The 16,276-nt window shown below is 35.0% G+C and carries 13 protein-coding genes; 1 reads left to right on the top strand and 12 read right to left on the bottom strand.

Going from position 1 to position 16,276, the window contains the following annotated elements; all coding sequences use genetic code 11:
- Both ASC72_RS10055 and ASC72_RS10050 read right to left on the bottom strand, forming a co-directional pair.
- Positions 1-321 (bottom strand): MmcQ/YjbR family DNA-binding protein, encoded by a 321-nt coding sequence (locus ASC72_RS10055; RefSeq protein WP_056190359.1) that lies wholly within the window; start codon positions 319-321, stop codon positions 1-3.
- Between the two features lie 30 nt (positions 322-351).
- Complete coding sequence (locus tag ASC72_RS10050; protein ID WP_056190357.1) at positions 352-1,107, bottom strand: NUDIX domain-containing protein; 756 nt, start codon at positions 1,105-1,107, stop codon at positions 352-354.
- A gap of 243 nt (positions 1,108-1,350) precedes the next feature.
- On the opposite strand from ASC72_RS10050, the gene ASC72_RS10045 reads away from it, so the two are divergent.
- Positions 1,351-1,608: a hypothetical protein gene (locus ASC72_RS10045; RefSeq protein ID WP_056190355.1), complete on the top strand. Its 258-nt coding sequence runs from the start codon at positions 1,351-1,353 to the stop codon at positions 1,606-1,608.
- Between the two features lie 48 nt (positions 1,609-1,656).
- Here the strand turns inward: ASC72_RS10045 and ASC72_RS10040 are convergent, their stop codons facing one another.
- The 10 genes from ASC72_RS10040 to ASC72_RS09995 form a co-directional block, all read right to left on the bottom strand.
- Positions 1,657-3,885 (bottom strand): glycoside hydrolase family 3 N-terminal domain-containing protein, encoded by a 2,229-nt coding sequence (locus ASC72_RS10040; protein ID WP_056190353.1) that lies wholly within the window; start codon positions 3,883-3,885, stop codon positions 1,657-1,659.
- A gap of 88 nt (positions 3,886-3,973) precedes the next feature.
- Positions 3,974-5,398 (bottom strand): glycoside hydrolase family 30 beta sandwich domain-containing protein, encoded by a 1,425-nt coding sequence (locus ASC72_RS10035; RefSeq protein WP_056190352.1) that lies wholly within the window; start codon positions 5,396-5,398, stop codon positions 3,974-3,976.
- 2 nt (positions 5,399-5,400) lie between these two features.
- Positions 5,401-6,240, bottom strand: coding sequence for an endonuclease/exonuclease/phosphatase family protein (locus ASC72_RS10030; RefSeq protein WP_056190350.1), 840 nt, complete (start codon positions 6,238-6,240; stop codon positions 5,401-5,403).
- A 73-nt stretch (positions 6,241-6,313) separates the two neighbouring features.
- Positions 6,314-7,393 (bottom strand): glycoside hydrolase family 16 protein, encoded by a 1,080-nt coding sequence (locus ASC72_RS10025; RefSeq protein ID WP_056190348.1) that lies wholly within the window; start codon positions 7,391-7,393, stop codon positions 6,314-6,316.
- Positions 7,394-7,412: 19 nt separating this feature from the next.
- Entirely contained in the window at positions 7,413-9,167 is a 1,755-nt protein-coding gene (locus tag ASC72_RS10020; RefSeq protein ID WP_056190346.1) for a cellulase family glycosylhydrolase, read from the bottom strand.
- A 37-nt stretch (positions 9,168-9,204) separates the two neighbouring features.
- Entirely contained in the window at positions 9,205-10,671 is a 1,467-nt protein-coding gene (locus tag ASC72_RS10015; protein WP_056190344.1) for a glycoside hydrolase family 30 beta sandwich domain-containing protein, read from the bottom strand.
- A 27-nt stretch (positions 10,672-10,698) separates the two neighbouring features.
- A complete protein-coding gene (locus ASC72_RS10010; RefSeq protein ID WP_056190343.1) occupies positions 10,699-12,162 on the bottom strand; it encodes a glycoside hydrolase family 30 beta sandwich domain-containing protein in 1,464 nt (487 codons plus the stop codon).
- Between the two features lie 94 nt (positions 12,163-12,256).
- Entirely contained in the window at positions 12,257-13,711 is a 1,455-nt protein-coding gene (locus ASC72_RS10005; protein WP_056190341.1) for a glycoside hydrolase family 30 beta sandwich domain-containing protein, read from the bottom strand.
- A 151-nt stretch (positions 13,712-13,862) separates the two neighbouring features.
- The gene (locus ASC72_RS10000) at positions 13,863-14,741 is read right to left on the bottom strand and encodes a hypothetical protein (protein ID WP_131725803.1); all 879 of its coding nucleotides are present in this window, start codon (positions 14,739-14,741) and stop codon (positions 13,863-13,865) included.
- A gap of 17 nt (positions 14,742-14,758) precedes the next feature.
- Positions 14,759-16,270 carry a RagB/SusD family nutrient uptake outer membrane protein gene (locus tag ASC72_RS09995; protein WP_056190337.1) on the bottom strand — a complete coding sequence of 504 codons (1,512 nt, stop codon included), beginning with the start codon at positions 16,268-16,270 and terminating at the stop codon, positions 14,759-14,761.
- Positions 16,271-16,276 lie beyond the last annotated feature (6 nt).

The following is a 16,276-nucleotide window of genomic DNA, read 5'->3' as shown; positions in this document are numbered from 1 at the left end:
TTATTTCTTTTTTGTAATTACATTTTCATAAGATCGTATCAAGGCATCTTCGAACATTTCTGGTCTTACTTTTGAAAGTTCTACGATTGTCCAGCCTTGTTTGCCCCATTTATTTTGAATTGGGTAAAAAATCATTTCACTAGAAGCACAAAAAACAGATTGATCAATTTCGTTTAATTTTAAAACTGCCCGATTATTTTTTTCATCAAAAGTGGCGAAGATTTTCTTGTTGACACGAAAAGAAGTTTTCTCAAAATGTGGCTCTTCTGTTGCATTCGGAAACGACATCGCTAATTGTCTAAATGTTTCAATTGAGACCATAATCGTTATTTTTAAAGTTAAACCTTAATTTTACCAACCTTGATTCAAACCGTTTTTAAGGACTTCTTCGTATTTATCTTTATCAAAAGTATACAAATTTGGTGCTTTGTGAGCAACGTTACTTTTCTTTTCGTCGAGTTTTGTCAAGATTCCAATATTGGTTATTTTTCGGAGAAAATTTCTTCTGTCCAGTTTTTTATCCAATATTGTTTCATACAATTTTTGAAGTTCAGGAATGGTGAATTTCTCTGGCAATAAGTTATAACCAATTGGCATTAAATTTAATTCTATTCTCAAGGTATCTAAGGCTTTGTCCAGAATTTCTTTGTGATCCAGAATAAGTTCAGGAACTTCTTTATGATCAATCCATTCAATCACTTCATCTTTGTTTGCCGGCTTGGGAATTGTTTTTAAAAAATCAACTAAAGCATAATATCCAATCGTAACAAAACGACGCATGAGCCATTTCCCTTTTTCTTCTTCAATTTGTAAATATTCCAATACCTTTTTATCAAAGTGCTGGTCGTTACGTTTTACTTTTCCAAAAGTCGCAAATTGTCTTAAAAAAACACCATCAACTCCAGTTCTTTCGTTCAAAACCGTGACCGCCGCAACGTCAATATCCTGATCAATCGGAATAAATCCACCGGGCAAAGACCACGTTTCACTATGTGGAATTTTAATCAATAAAACCTTAAGCTGATTGTCATGAAAGCCAAAAATAACACAGTCGATCGACAGTCCGGGTTGGTAATTTTGATTGTTTTCTATAATGTCTTTTAACATTCAATTTCAATTAAATACATTTTTTTGCTGCGAATAACGTTGCAATTTAATTCATTTTTACAGAACCAAACCTTTCTTGGAATCCAAAATAAGAAATCAATAAAAACATGTGCTTAATAAAGAAGTGTGTGGATTACAATTTTAACTTAAAATTAAAATCAAATTTAAAAAAAATAAGTACATTGCGTCATTATAACACATTTAAATTATTTGTTATTTTTTAGAAAAGTCAATGCAAAAGATATGAGTACCAATCCGTTAAAAAATATAAATCAAAAAATCAGAACTAAAATCTGGACTTCCTTCGGATTTGTTTCTAAAACATATCTTTTAGAAGAATCCATAAAATATAGTCAAGAGCAGGAAAAGATTTTTAACGAGATGATTGTTGAAAATAATGCAAAAGATAAAAAAGCAAAACGCGAAGCTTTTGATAAAGCATTGTATGCAACCTATAAAGGAATTGGCGCTATGGATTTTATAAATACCGTTTTGAAATAATCCAAAACCGTTATAAAATCCATAACGCCAATTTTAATTGACTTTACTCTATTGTACTAATTCAAAGTCAGATCTTAGTTTAATATCTGCCGACGAAGCTCCGATCATTACTTCGAAATCTCCTGATTCAGCACCCCATTCTAATTTATTATTGTAGAAAGAAAGTTTCTCTTTGTCAATTGTGAATTCAATTGTTTTAGATTCTCCTGCATTTAATTTTACTTTTTGGAAATCTCTCAATTCTAAAACTGGTCTTACAACAGATCCAAATTTGTCTTTTAAATACAATTGAACTACTTCTTCTCCGGCAACTTTTCCAACATTTGATAATTGAAAAGAAACTTTAATCGTTTCGTTGCTTTTGATTTTTGTTGAAGATAATTTCAAACCTGTATAATCAAATTTCGTATAACTCAAACCATATCCGAAAGGAAATTTAGGTGAGTTTTTTAAATCGATATAAGCCGAAACATAATTTTTAGAATCTTCATCTTTAGCTGGTCTTCCTGTGCTGAAATGATTATAATAAATTGGCACCTGCCCCACTTCTCTCGGGAAAGTCATAGGCAATTTTCCAGACGGATTATAATCTCCAAATAAAACATTGGCGATTGCATTTCCCGCTTCAGTTCCTAACCACCACGTATAAACGATTGCCGGAACATTATCTGCAGTCCAGTTAAAAATAAGTGGTCTGCCCGCATTAATTAAAACGACAACCGGTTTTCCTGTTGCCTGAATCGCCTTTACTAAATCTTCCTGAACACCTGGCAAATGAAGATCGCTTCGGCTTTTTGCCTCACCACTCATGTCGCGTCTTTCGCCAATACTCAAAATAACAACATCTGCTTGTTTTGCAGTTGCAACAGCTTCAGCAAAACCATTTTTGTTGTCTCCATCCACTTCACAACCTTTAGCATACAATAATTTAGTGTTTTTACTCACTTTATTTTGCAACCCATCCCATTGTGAAATAACCCATTTATCATAATTTACATCTGGCAGCTCAACGGACCAAAACCCCATATTGGCTTTGTACTCTTTTACCATTGGACCAATAAAAGCAATTGTTTTTACACTTTTAGAAAGTGGTAAAGTCTGGTTTTCATTCTTTAACAAAACAATACTTTTTTCAGCTACTTCTAATGCTGCTTTTCTGTTTTCAGGATTGCTTAATGCTTTTTCTGCTCTCTTTTCATCAGAGTATCTGTAAGGATCATCAAACAAGCCTAACTCATATTTTTTACGTAAAATACGTTTCACCGCATCGTCGATTAAATCAATTGAAACTCGTCCGTCTTTTACCAATTGAGCAAGGTTATATCGATAAGCATTACTTTCCATATCCATATCGCTTCCGGCAGTAATTGCTGAATAAGCTGCCTCTTTAAGGTCTTTTGAATAGCCGTGTGCTACCATTTCTCCAATTGAACCCCAGTCAGAAACTACGAATCCCTGAAAGTTCCATTTTCCTTTTAAGATATCACGCTGCAAATGAGCATTTGCTGTTGCCGGAATTCCGTTTAAATCATTAAATGAATTCATAAATGTTGCCGCACCAGCATCTAAAGCCGCTTTAAAAGGAGGTAAATACGTTTCAAGTAACATTCTTTCGCTCATGTCAACGGAGTTATAATCTCTTCCGCCAACAGCAGCACCATAAGCCGCAAAGTGTTTTACGCAAGCCATAACCGAATTTAAATCGCCTAATTTGTTTCCCTGAAAACCTTTTACTCTTGCATAAGCAATTTTAGACCCCAGATAAGTATCCTCTCCGGCACCTTCCATCACTCTTCCCCATCTTGGGTCACGCCCAATATCTACCATTGGAGCAAATGTCCAGTGAATACCGTTTGCCGATGCTTCTGTTGCAGCAACTCTGGCAGCCAGTTCAATTGCTTGTAAATCCCAGCTTGCAGCCTCTGCTAACGGAATTGGAAATGTTGTTTTATAACCGTGAATAACGTCTTGTCCAAACAACAACGGAATTTTAAGACGTGATTGCATCGCTAATTCCTGATATTGTCTGGTATATTTTGTTCCGATGATATTTAGCATCGAACCCACTAAACCTGCTTTAATTTCGGCTTGTTTATTTGGATTTATAGTGATGGGCCCCGTTGCAGAATTATCTCCTGTATATTGATTAAGCTGACCTATTTTTTCTTCAATAGTCATCTTCTTCAATAAGGCATTTACTTTCTGGTCGATTGTTTCCTGTTGTGCGGCCGCAAAAAACGAGACCATCAACAAGGTAAATGCGGTTAATTTTTTCATATGAAGTTAATATTTCTTTTTAATGGAATATGGAATCGCTATTTTTCAATCCAATTTATATTTGGAATTTCATGAATTTAATTTTGAATTACCAAACGTAAGTTGCAACCGTACCAGCGTTTAAAGTAGTTGAAATTTGTTTTTGATTGTATTTGATATTGAATGTTTCTGCTACAGTTCCATCATTTTCTACAATCAGAACAATTTGCCCTGATGGTGTTTTGAAAGCGACATTATAAAGATTTCCAATAATATTACTTCCGATTCTTACTGATCCTTCCGGAACAAATTTAGAAGCATGACCGATAATATAATACCCAACTTCTCTTTTGATGTTTTGATTTTGATCAATCATCAAAGCACCTTTACAAGTAGAACAACCGCCTGGCGTAAACGGTTTGTAAAATTCATCATTTGCCAATCCCCACGAAAGCGCATTTACGCTCCAGTTACGCATTGAACCAATCACAACATTTTTTACACTCCATTTCAAATCTGATTCAAAACTGCTTTTTGATCCCGTATATTGTTCTGTAAAATATAAATCCTTGTTTGGATATGCATCATGAACAGTACTTAAAGCACTAATATCTCCTTCATATAAATGAAATGCAGAACCAGCAACAAAAGGCAATGCTTTTGGGTCATTTAAAATTGCCAAAGGATATTCCGGTTTGTTGCAATTATGATCGTAAACCACAATTTTAGTTTTAATATTTGCTTTCGCGAAAGCGGGACCTAAATTGGTTTTAATAAATTCTGCCTGCTGTTCAGCTGTCATGTACATACTAGGATTATTTCCAGGATGCAAAGGTTCGTTTTGAGGTGTAATCGCATCAATTACAATTCCCTGCGCTTTCATTGCCTGAATATATTTTACAAAATATTCTGCATAAACCTGATAATATTGCGGTTGTAAACTTCCTCCTTTTGAGCTTCCGTTGTCTTTCATCCAAACTGGTGGCGACCATGGAGAACCCATAATTCTTATCTTCGGATTAAGGACTAAAATCTCTTTTAAAACGGGCACGACATCTTTTAAATCCGGACCCAAATTAAATTTCTCCAGTTTTAAATCGGTTTGGCCTTCTGGCATATCATCATACGAAAAAACAGTTTCATTCAAATCAGAAGCACCAATGCTAATTCTCAAATAACTCAAACCGATGGCATCCTCTTTTCTCGAAAAAAGCTCCTGAAGCAATGCTTCTCTTTTCGCTTTATCCAATTTCAAAATTGTCTGAGCACTTCCACCTGTTAATGAAAATCCGAAACCTTCGATAGTTTGAAATTTCTGAGAAGCGTCAACTGAAATAGTTTGGTTTGAATTCGTTTCTGAATTAAAAACCAAATCGTTCTGTTTTTGCAATTTTGATGATTCATCTGTAGTGGTGATCCAGGATTCTGCTTTACCGGAATTGGCAACTGCATTTTTTGAAGATCCACATTTTATCTGAACTGCAATAAGAGGCAGTAAAAGTAAAATTTGAAGTTTTTTGGTGCTCTTTTTCATTTTTAATCTATTTCTATTAAAACAGGTAAATGATCTGAAGGATATTTTAAATCTTTAGAATCACTTAGCACTGCGTGTTTTTCAATTTTTAGTCCACTATTTTTTGAAACGAAAATGTAATCTATTAATAATGTTACTGGTTTATCATGTTCAAAACCGTTGAAAGTTCCCGATGGCCCAAAAGGTTTTTCTTTAGAAACAGCTCTTGTATCATCCATCACTTTTCTAATCTCTGCAATTTGTTTGGTATCAGGTTCCGAATTAAAATCTCCCATTAAAAAAACAGGATATTTTTTGCTGTTAATCGCTGCAATTTTCGAAAGCACTAACTGTACTCCTTTTACCCTTGCTTCTTCACCCATATGATCCAGATGCAGATTAAAAACCCAAAATACTTTTTTTGTTTTTAAATCGGTAAAAAGCCCGTAGGTACAAACTCTGTTACAAGCGGCATCCCATCCTCTTGAAACTACATTTGGGGTTTCTGACAACCAAAATGTATTGGAGTCCTGAACTTTAAAACGATCTTTTTTATAGTAAATCGTACAAGCTTCTCCGGTTCCTCCTTCTTCCCGTCCTATTCCAAACTTGTTATATTTTGGAAAAGCCGAGGCAATATCAATAACCTGATTTGGCAGTGCTTCCTGAACGCCAAAAATATCCGGACTATAAAATTGTATTTGAGAAGTAAAATAATCCTTTCGGTTTGGCCATGCATTTTCTTCATCAGAAGCTACATCTAAACGAATGTTATAGGTCATTAACTTTAAATTTTGACCATAAAATGAACCGCTTACCAAAAGCAGTATTACCACAAAAACAATTGTATTTATCTTTTTCATCTTTAAAAAATTTTAATCTCGTAAAGCTAGGGTTTCCCACGTCTTACTGAAAAAAATTAGTTTGAAATTTATGTTAATTAAACACCCTTACGTAATCGACTTCGAAGGTTGCAGTCGTGAAATTTGGATCAACTGTTCCTCCAAAATTCCCGCCCATTGCCAAATTCAAAATCAGAAAGAAGTTTTGATTAAAAGGCGTTGTGGCACTATTTGCATAGGTGTAAAACAATTTATCATCTACATAAAACTTAATACCTTCTGCAGACCACTCAGCGGCATAAACATGAAATTCTGTTGCCGAATTTGGAACGGTTATAATCGCAGTGTCTGGCGTATTTCCTGAACGTCCGGGCGAATGCAACGACGAATGATTTACATTTGGATTATTTCCAACCGATTCTAAAATATCTACTTCACCACACAATGGCCAGCCAGCAGTATCAATATTGTCTCCTAACATCCAAAATGCAGGCCATGTTCCGCCGCCAACAGGTAGTTTTGCACGAACTTCTGCTCTTCCGTATTTAAATGAAAACTTACCTTTTGTAAGCATTCTTGCTGAAGTGTAATGGCTGCCCATATACTCTTCTTTAATGGCTTTAATTTTTAAAGTACCATTTGAAATAATTACATTTTCAGGTCGGCTTGTGTAATATTCTAATTCGTTATTCCCCCAGCCATCGCCTGTTCCTGTATTGTATCCCCATTTCGCAGTATTTGGCGCACCATCTACATCAAATTCATCTGCCCAAAGAATTTTTCTGGCAACAAAAACGTTAACAGAAGTTGTCGTACTCACAAATTGACCTGCGGCATTGTAAGCTGAAACAATTATAGGATAATTTTTAGTTCCTGAAGCTGTAAATTCATACGTTAAATCGCCTGTTGTCAAGTCTTTTGTCTGACCATCAATCAAAACTTTATATGAAATGGCATTCGCTGCATTAATGGTAAAATGCACTTTTCCACTTCCATCTCCATCAGGATTTGCAACGGTTTTACCTATTACATCAACCTGAACCGAAAGATTTGAAGGAGCCGCAATAACCGGTGTTTCATCACCAGAATCATTACCGCCGCTGCAGGATTGAGAGACAAATGATAAAACAATTGCTAAAAAGCCTAACTTCTTAATGTGACTATTAATTTTCATTTGTTTTGATTTGAGTTAATTATTTTGAAGCACTTTTTTTATCTTCTGAAAAATCAAGAGAATTCAGATTAAAACCTCCTTTTTCGAAAACCACTTTGATTTTATTTGTTCCTGCATTCAGGTTTATTCCAGATAAAACAACCGTTTTCCATTTGTTATTATCACCTGTTGGAGCAAGTGTAATAGTTTCAGATTTATTTCCGTTTTCTGTTTCTAAATGAAGTTTACCTTCTGAACTTTCACTTGAATAACGAATAGCAACCTTGTATGTATTTTGCTTTTTAACTTCTGAAGTAAACTGCAACCACTCTCCATCTTCAATAAAAGAAACCTGATAACCGTTTGATGCTGAATCCTTACAAGGCAAAATATCAACACCATCATTTCTCATAGTATTTCCCTTATTCCATTGGTCAAAATTTCCGGTTGCCACTCTGTAATTCACAAAATCTTTATCCGAATACGCATATCCGTTTGTTCCCAAATCATATTGCGTCGCCATAATTTTTCCCGGAATTACATTTTTTTTATAGGACTTAGTATCATTAGTCTGAACTTGTCTGAACATCGCATCAATAACATCTGGCTTAACCGTTACGTTTTTCATTTTGTAATTATCTGCCATTTTCATCAGGGCTTTTTTAGCGAAATCTTCTGATGGTTTTTGTCCTCCATTTTTCCAATATTTCAATAGAATATCATATTCAGGAATTTTTGTAACCGAAGTCACGCCTGCAATATTTTCGATTTTTTTCATTGGCCAAAATGCCCATCCAATGTTATTGGTTTCCATTAGAGTAAGTGCATCTTTAAACCAAACATTAGAATTTTCTCCACTTTCTCCCAACCAAATCGGAACATTGTATTGTATTCTGTAATCCAACATTTTCTGGATAGATTCCTTGTCATTGTAATTCCAATATTTATGGAAACTCAATGCCATATTTTCATCCCATAAAGGAAAAATTCCATTGTAATTATTTCCCCAGCAATTTCCTTCAATGATAACCATGTGGTTTGTATCAACTTCACGAATTGCTTTCGTTACAGCTACCATTAAATCTCTTAATGGACCATTTGAATTTTCGTCACAACCGTTTTTATTAGTTCCTGTAAAATTCCAGTTTGGTTCATTGATAATATCATAAGCTCCAATCCAGGGATTATCTCTGTAACGTGAAGCCAATTTTTTCCATAAGGCAATCATTTTTTTCTGATTGGCTTCACTTTGCCACAATGCTGGTTTTGTAGTGTCGTAATCAGAGATTGCAGCATCGTTTCCTTGTCCTCCAGGAGCCGCATGTAAATCTAAAATAAGATAGATTTTATTTTCGGCACACCATTTCAGTAAATTATCTGTCATGGTAAAACCTTCTTCAATCCAGGTAATTTCACCATTTTTTTCTTCCTGAATTGATGGCGTATACAAATTATAATGCATAGGCAAACGAACCGAATTAAAACCCCATGCTGCCAGCGAATCGATATCACGTTTTGTGATTCCGTTTGCTTTATAAGCGGCATAAAATTCTTTCATTCCTTTTTCTCCGGCAACTTCCTGAATCTTTTGCTTAATCTGATATTGTGGACTCGCAAAAGATTGTGTCTGTAACATATAGCCTTCCTGAACCATCCAGCCACCTAAACCAAGACCTCTTAATATTACATTTTTACCGTTTCCGTCAACAATATTTTGGCCATCTCTATGCAAAAAACCTTGCCCGAAAGCGGTAATCGAAAGCAAAAGTTGTACTGCTATAATTATTTTTTTCATCTGAAAAATGATTTATTTTTCGTTATAAGTTATATGGCTATTTCCATGTATAAGTTCCAACAGCTCCTGCATCTAAAGAAGTTGTAACCCATTTATCATTGAATTTGATATTGAAGATTTGGCTTGTTGTTCCGTCATTTTCAACAATTAAAACTTTTGATCCTGATGGTGTAATAAAAGCAACATTTTGAAGATCTCCACTCGAATTACTTCCAATTCTAACAGAACCCATCGGAACAAATTTTGAAGCATGTGCAATAATGTAATAAGCAACATTACGCTGAAAAGTTTCACTTGTTGTTATTGTTAAAGCACCTTTGCACATGGTACAGCCACCATCAGTATGAGGTTCAAAAGCACCATTATTGGCTAAATTCCATTCTAATGCATTTCTACTGTAATTTCGCATTGAACCAATTATAACATTTCGAACATGCCATTTTAAATCACCATTAAAACTACCTGCAGAAGAAGTCCATTGTTCTGTGAAATAAACATTTTTGCTTGGATATGAATTGTAAACATTTGTAAGCGCGCTAATATCTCCTGCATAAAGGTGAAATGCAGATCCGTCTACAAAAGGATTGGCATCGACATCAGCCAAAATTGCTTTAGGATAATTTGGATTGTCACAGTTATGATCGTAAGCTATAATTTTTACCTTAAGATTTGCTGCTTTAAAAGCCGGACCTAAATTATTTTTAATAAAATTAGCTTGTTCTCCTGCAGACATATACATACTTGGATTGTTTCCGTCATGTAAAGGTTCATTTTGAGGTGTTACGGCATCAATTGTAATTCCTTCAGCCTTCATTTGCTGAATATATTTTACAAAATACTTCGCATAAACATCATAATATTTTGTTTGTAATTTTCCTCCTTTAAAGCTATCCAGATCTTTCATCCAAACAGGAGCTGACCATGGTGTTGCTAAAATCAAAATCTTTGGATTGATTACCAGAATTTCTTTCAAAAGAGCAATTACACCAGCTTTATCTTTATCTAAACTAAATTTTGCTAAATCTAAATCAGTATCTCCAGCAGGAAGATCATTATAGGTAAATGGAGTTGCATTTAAATCTGAAGCACCAATACTGATTCTCAGGTAACTTATGCCAATTGAATTTTCGCCTGAACCAAATAATTCCTGCAATAAGGCACTCTTTTTTGCAGCATTTAATTGATTAATCATGTCGGCGCTTCCGCCTGTTAAAGTGTAACCGAAACCATCAACAGTCTGATATTTTTGAGATTCACTTACTTCGATATTTGTATAGCTATTAGTGGCAGTTCCAAATCCTAAAATTCCGGTCTGTTTTGCCAATAAAACACTTTGATCTCCTTTTGTCAACCAGAAATCTACATCATTTGTTACTACAACTGGGGGTACAACCGGAGGGGGTGCCTGGTCTGTTGCATCGTTTGATGAGGAGCATTTTATCTGCGCGAATATGGCTATCGCAAAAAATAATGCTTTGATGGTATTTTTAAAATTTAGTTTCATTTTTTTATTTTTTAGTTAGTAGTGCCATTAGTATACAATGGTTTGCATAGCATGTGGCGGAATAGTTATAATGGTTTTTAAAGTGTTGTTTACTAAACTATAAACAACATTTTTATCGGATTGGTTCATAACGATAGTGGCAATTTTTCCGTCAGCATTTTTAAACGACGTACTTAAAAGGGTTTGATCACTAATTGTTTGATTTATTCTTTTAGCATTTGGCTGAATAAATTTTGAGAGATGACCTATATAGTAATACATTGGAGTAAAGATCAATTCGTCTTTTGATGTATCAGCATGAATCGGCGCGAAACAAAAATTTCCGACATGATTAGGTCCTCCATTTTGATCTAAGAGAATATTCCAATCTGTCCAGCCAACAGTTCCGTTATTAAAATCATTAATCATGTTAAGGCCGTAACGTTCTGCATTTCCCCAAAATTGAAATTTTGTGGCATCAAATTTTTCAACACAGCCTTCTGTAAAAATCAAATTTTTGTTTGGAAAATCCTTGTGTACATTCGCCACAGATTGAAATTGCGGAGGTCCGCCTCTCCAGGTCTCATACCAGTGAAATCCAATTCCCCAAGCGTATTTTGAAACTTCAGGATCTGAAAAAACAAGATTAGCCCTGGTTTCTAACTGATCACCACGATTGTGATCCCAAATGATAATATTTTTAGAACCAAGTCCTTCTTTTTCTAAAGTAGGTCCAAGGAAATTTTTCAGGAAATCTCTTTCAGCTTCCGGAGTGTAAATGCAAGATTCCCATCTTTGTTTGGCCATTGGTTCATTTTGAATCGTCAATCCCCAAACTGGTATACCTTCTTTTTCGTATGCTTTTATAAATTTGGCATAATAATTTGCCCATGATTGTGCGAACTCAGGCAATAAAACACCGCCGTGCAAAATATCATTATTGTCTTTCATGAAAGCTGGGGGACTCCACGGACTAACAAATAAGGTTAATTTCCCGCCGGCTGTTTCAATTGCTTGTTTGAGTAATGGAATTCTATATTTTTTATCGTGATCAATATTGAAGGTTTTTAATTCTTTGTCGCCTTCAGAAACATAAGTATAACTTTCGCTGCTAAAATCGCAGCTATGAATATTGGTTCTGGCTAATGAGTAACCAATTCCTTTGCTTTTATCGTAATAGGCAGTCAGGAATTCCTTTTGTTTTTTAGGAGAGAGTTTGGCGAAAACTTCAGCACTTGCATCTGTTATGGCACCACCAATTCCTAAAAAAGTCTGATCTGTTTTTGCAGCATCTATAACAATAGATACTGTTGAAATTGTTTGTTGCGTAGTTGAAATTAAATTGTTAGATAATGATAATCTCAAATTAGTGTTTTCGGCAGTAGTATATACCTGAACTTTTTTGTTTGATTTAGATGCAGAAACAGTAGTATTATCCACAACCTTTGATGAAGAACAACTTAATTGCAGAACTAGTATGGGAGCTATTAAAATTCTATTTATGGCTTTCATTGTTACTTTTCAAAAAAAGGATTTAATTTAAAATTCAAGTAATCGAGGGCTAAAATGGATGATTCAATTCAACCCTCTTACTCTTTATAAAACATTAATATACAAGTGTCTGTATAGCATGCGCAGGAATTCTAACTACTGTTTTTTCAGCAGCTATTATAAGATTATAAGTAACTTCTTTATCTGTTTGGTTCATAACAATCGTTGCCATAGTTCCGTCAGTATTCAAAAATGAAGTACTTAATAAAGCACTTCTGCTTACTGCAGAACTTACTCTTACAGCATTCAGGCGAATGAATTTTGAAAAATGTCCGATATAATAATAAGAAGGCGTATAAATTAACTCTCCCGTTGTAGTGTCAGCATGGATTGGTGAAAAACAAAAATTTCCAACATGATTAGGACCACCATTTTGATCTAAAAGAATGTTCCAGTCTGTCCAACCAGCAGTTCCGTTGTTAAAATCATTAATCATAGAGATACCGTACCTTTCGCCGTTACCCCAAAATTGATATTTTTTTGCATCAAATTTTTCAACACAACCTTCAGTAAACATCAAACCTTTATTAGGATAAGCCTCTTTTACTTTGGCAACATTATCAAACATTGAAGCCCCTCCTGACCAGTTTTCATACCAGTGAAATCCCATTCCCCAAACATATTTTGAAGCTTCAGGGTCAGAGTAAATAACATTGGCTCTGTGGTTCATTAAATCACGATTATGATCCCACGCGATGATTTTTACATCACCTAATTTTTCTTTTTTCAATGTTGGTCCAAGGAAATCTTTAATAAAATCTCTTTCTGCTTCTGCTGTGTAAATACAAGATTCCCATGTTTGTACAGCCATTGGCTCGTTTTGAGTTGAAGTTCCCCAAATTGGAATTCCTTCTTTCTCATAGGCTTTTATAAATTTTACATAAAAATTTGCCCAGGTCTGATAATATTCCGGCAATAATGTTCCGCCTTTCAAGACATCTTTGTTGCTTTTCATGAAAGCATTTGGTGACCATGGAGCAACATAAGTTAACAGTTTTCCTCCGGCAGTCTGAATTGCCTGTTTTATTAACGGAATGCGATATTGTCTATCATGATCAATAGAAAACGTTTTTAAATCTTTGTCACCTTCTTCAATATAAGAATAGCTTCCACTGCTAAAATCAGAACTTTGTATCGTTGTTCTTAGCAAAGAATAGCCAATACCTTTATTTTTATCGTAGTAGGCATTTAAGAATTCAGTTTGTTTTTCTTTTGAAAGTTTAGCGAAAATTTCGGCACTTGCGTCAGTAATAGCTCCACCAATTCCCATGAAAGTCTGAAATTTTTTTGATGGTTCTACAAAAACTGATGCTTCAATTTCAAGAGGTTGTTTTGATGCTGAAAAGGTTAAATTATCTGTAGAAGTAATTCTTAAATTTGAATTTTCAGCAGTAGTATAAACTGTTATTTTTTTTTCATTGGTTGTAAACTCTTTTTTTGTTTTTGGTTGTTGGGCAAAAGCCATCAACGAAAACAAAAAGCATAGAATTTTAAAACTATTTTTTTTCATTCTTTCCTTATTATTAAATTCTAAATTGAAGTTTTAAAGAAATTGTTTTTCAAAAAACAAGTTTCTTTGTGCTTAAGGATTTAAAAAATAGCCCATACTCATAATGATTATGGGCTATTTACAACCAAACTTAAACTTAACTTAATCTTTATTATTTTCCTCTAAACTCGATTTTAGTAACCGTAATTCCGTCTTTAGTAAACGTATTACCACCACTTCTGATTAGAAGATAAACTTTACCAGATTGGGCAAATTTCACAACATTCGATACTGTAGCGGTTCTATCATTTTTCACGCAACCAACAGTAGACAATTTTCCAGAGAATGCAGCTTTGGCACAACCGTCCCAAGTGCTTAATCCCATAACTTTATTGTCTTTGTATTCTACTCCAGAAGCAGGAGCAGATGTACCTGCATAAACTTCAAACCAGGTTTCATCAGAACCACTAGGACAAGAAACCAACATATCGATTGTATATTCTTTATCTTTAATAACATCAATTGCCTGGTAAATTCCTTCTTGTGCCCATCCTCCAGGAGAATGAATTGTTGCACTCTTATTGGCATATGACCAAAAAGCCGATCCATTTGCACTAAGGTTTAATACGGTCCATTTTGCCTGATCAGCTGCAGTTTCAAAAGATCCACCCTGAACTAAATTCCCTTTTAAGGGATCTGTTTTTGCTACAACAAGTTGTTGAGTAGCTTTACCAGTCGCTCCTCCGGCTCCAATAGCCGTATGTGTTATTGTATAAGTTCCTGCATCTGGCAATACGATAGTTTCATTCATTTTACCCGCATATTCACCATCGCCTGTATTCCATTTTGATGAAATAACACCTTTTGGTTGTGCTGTTAAAAGATAAGTATTTACAGCACCAGTAACTGGAGTTACAGTAAATGAAGCATCAACATTAGTAGCCGTTAAGCCATTACCATTTCCAACTTCATCTTCGCAACTTGTTAGTGTACCTAATGCTAAAGCCAGCATTAGGAATACACTTTTTTTCAAATTTATATTTAGGTTCATTTTTTTTTGGTTTTTGGTTATTCGTAATTAGGATTTTGTTTCAATTTAGTACCAGTCAATTCAACAAATGGAATTGGAAAAACTTCATCAGTACCAGCATTGAAACCTCTATCAGCTAAAGCAGTTGCAGCATCACCCCAACGTACTAAATCAAAGAATCTGTGACCTTCACCTGCAAGTTCCATTCTTCTTTCATTTTTAATAGCAGCCAATGTTACAGGAACAGGTGCCAATCCAACTCTTGCTCTAACAGCATCTAATAATGCCTGAGCTCTTGCCCCTGAACCCAGTGCTTCAGCTTCCATTAAGTACGTATCAGCAAGTCTGATGATATACGAATTTTGTTTGTAGTTTAACTCTGCAGCACCACCACCAGTACGAACATCAGATTTTCTTGGTAAAAATTTGTTTAGGAAATATCCTGTGTCCTGATAACCCGGAATATAATCTGCTTTTCCAGCTGCTTTTAATGCTTTTACATCTAAAATTGTAGCCGCAAATCTTGGATCATCTTTCATCGCATCATACAATTTTTGTGTAGGTATACTAAAACTCCATCCTGAAGGAAGATCAGGAGCTGTAGAATTTGCAGGTATTGAATAACCTCTTGGCCCTACCATAACATTTAATGAATTTCCTTCATCTCTACCAGACCCCCAGAATCCCCAATCAGAGTTACCGGCACTAGTGTGTGATACTTCAAGTAATGATTCTGCATTAAATTTGTTAGTAGTAACCCATAAGTCGCTAAAGCTGGCAAGCAATTTATTTCCATATTGATTTGTTGCTCCGGGAGTTCCGTTTACCTGTGCCAAAATAGCAGCAGCTTCAGGTTTTTTCCCTTCAAATAAATAAACTTTTCCTAATAATGCCTGAGCAGCACCTCTGGTCAAACGTCCTGATCCTGTTGTAGCATCAACACTTGTTGGTAAACCAGGAATTGCCTCTAATAAATCTTTTTCAATTTGAGCATAAACGGCCTCAGGTGTTGCCTGTTCTACATCTAAGATGCTAGCTGTTGTTAACGGCTCCAGAATTAAAGGAACATTTTTAAACAATCTTACCAGGTTAAAATAGTAAAACCCTCTTAATGCTTTTGATTCTGCTGTGAATCTTACTTTTAATGCATCTGACATATCAACACCAGACATTTTTGATAACAAAACGTTAGCTCTGTAAACACCTTGGTAGTGATCATTCCAGAAACTTCCCGGAATAAGTAGTGAACTTAATGAGTGCGTAGAGAAATTCTGAATTCCAGTACCATCCGAAGCACCACCACCACCAGCGTAAAAATCATCAGAACCGGCGTTCAGCATTGCTACTAAATTTTCAAATCCACCAGTATTTTTTCTCAACGGATCATAAACCCCAACAAGCGCGGCTGTTGCTTGTTGCTCATTAGAATAATAACTTGTTGAAAGGAAAGATCCTTTTGGCTCAATGGTTACAAAGTCTTCAGAACAAGCACCTGCCAATGCAGCGATTGCAACAGCAATGTATATATATTTAAATTTTATATTTTTCATGATTCT

It is taken from the genome of Flavobacterium sp. Root420, from assembly GCF_001427905.1.
GTDB lineage: Bacteria > Bacteroidota > Bacteroidia > Flavobacteriales > Flavobacteriaceae > Flavobacterium.
This window is presented reverse-complemented; position numbering and strand designations above follow the sequence as displayed.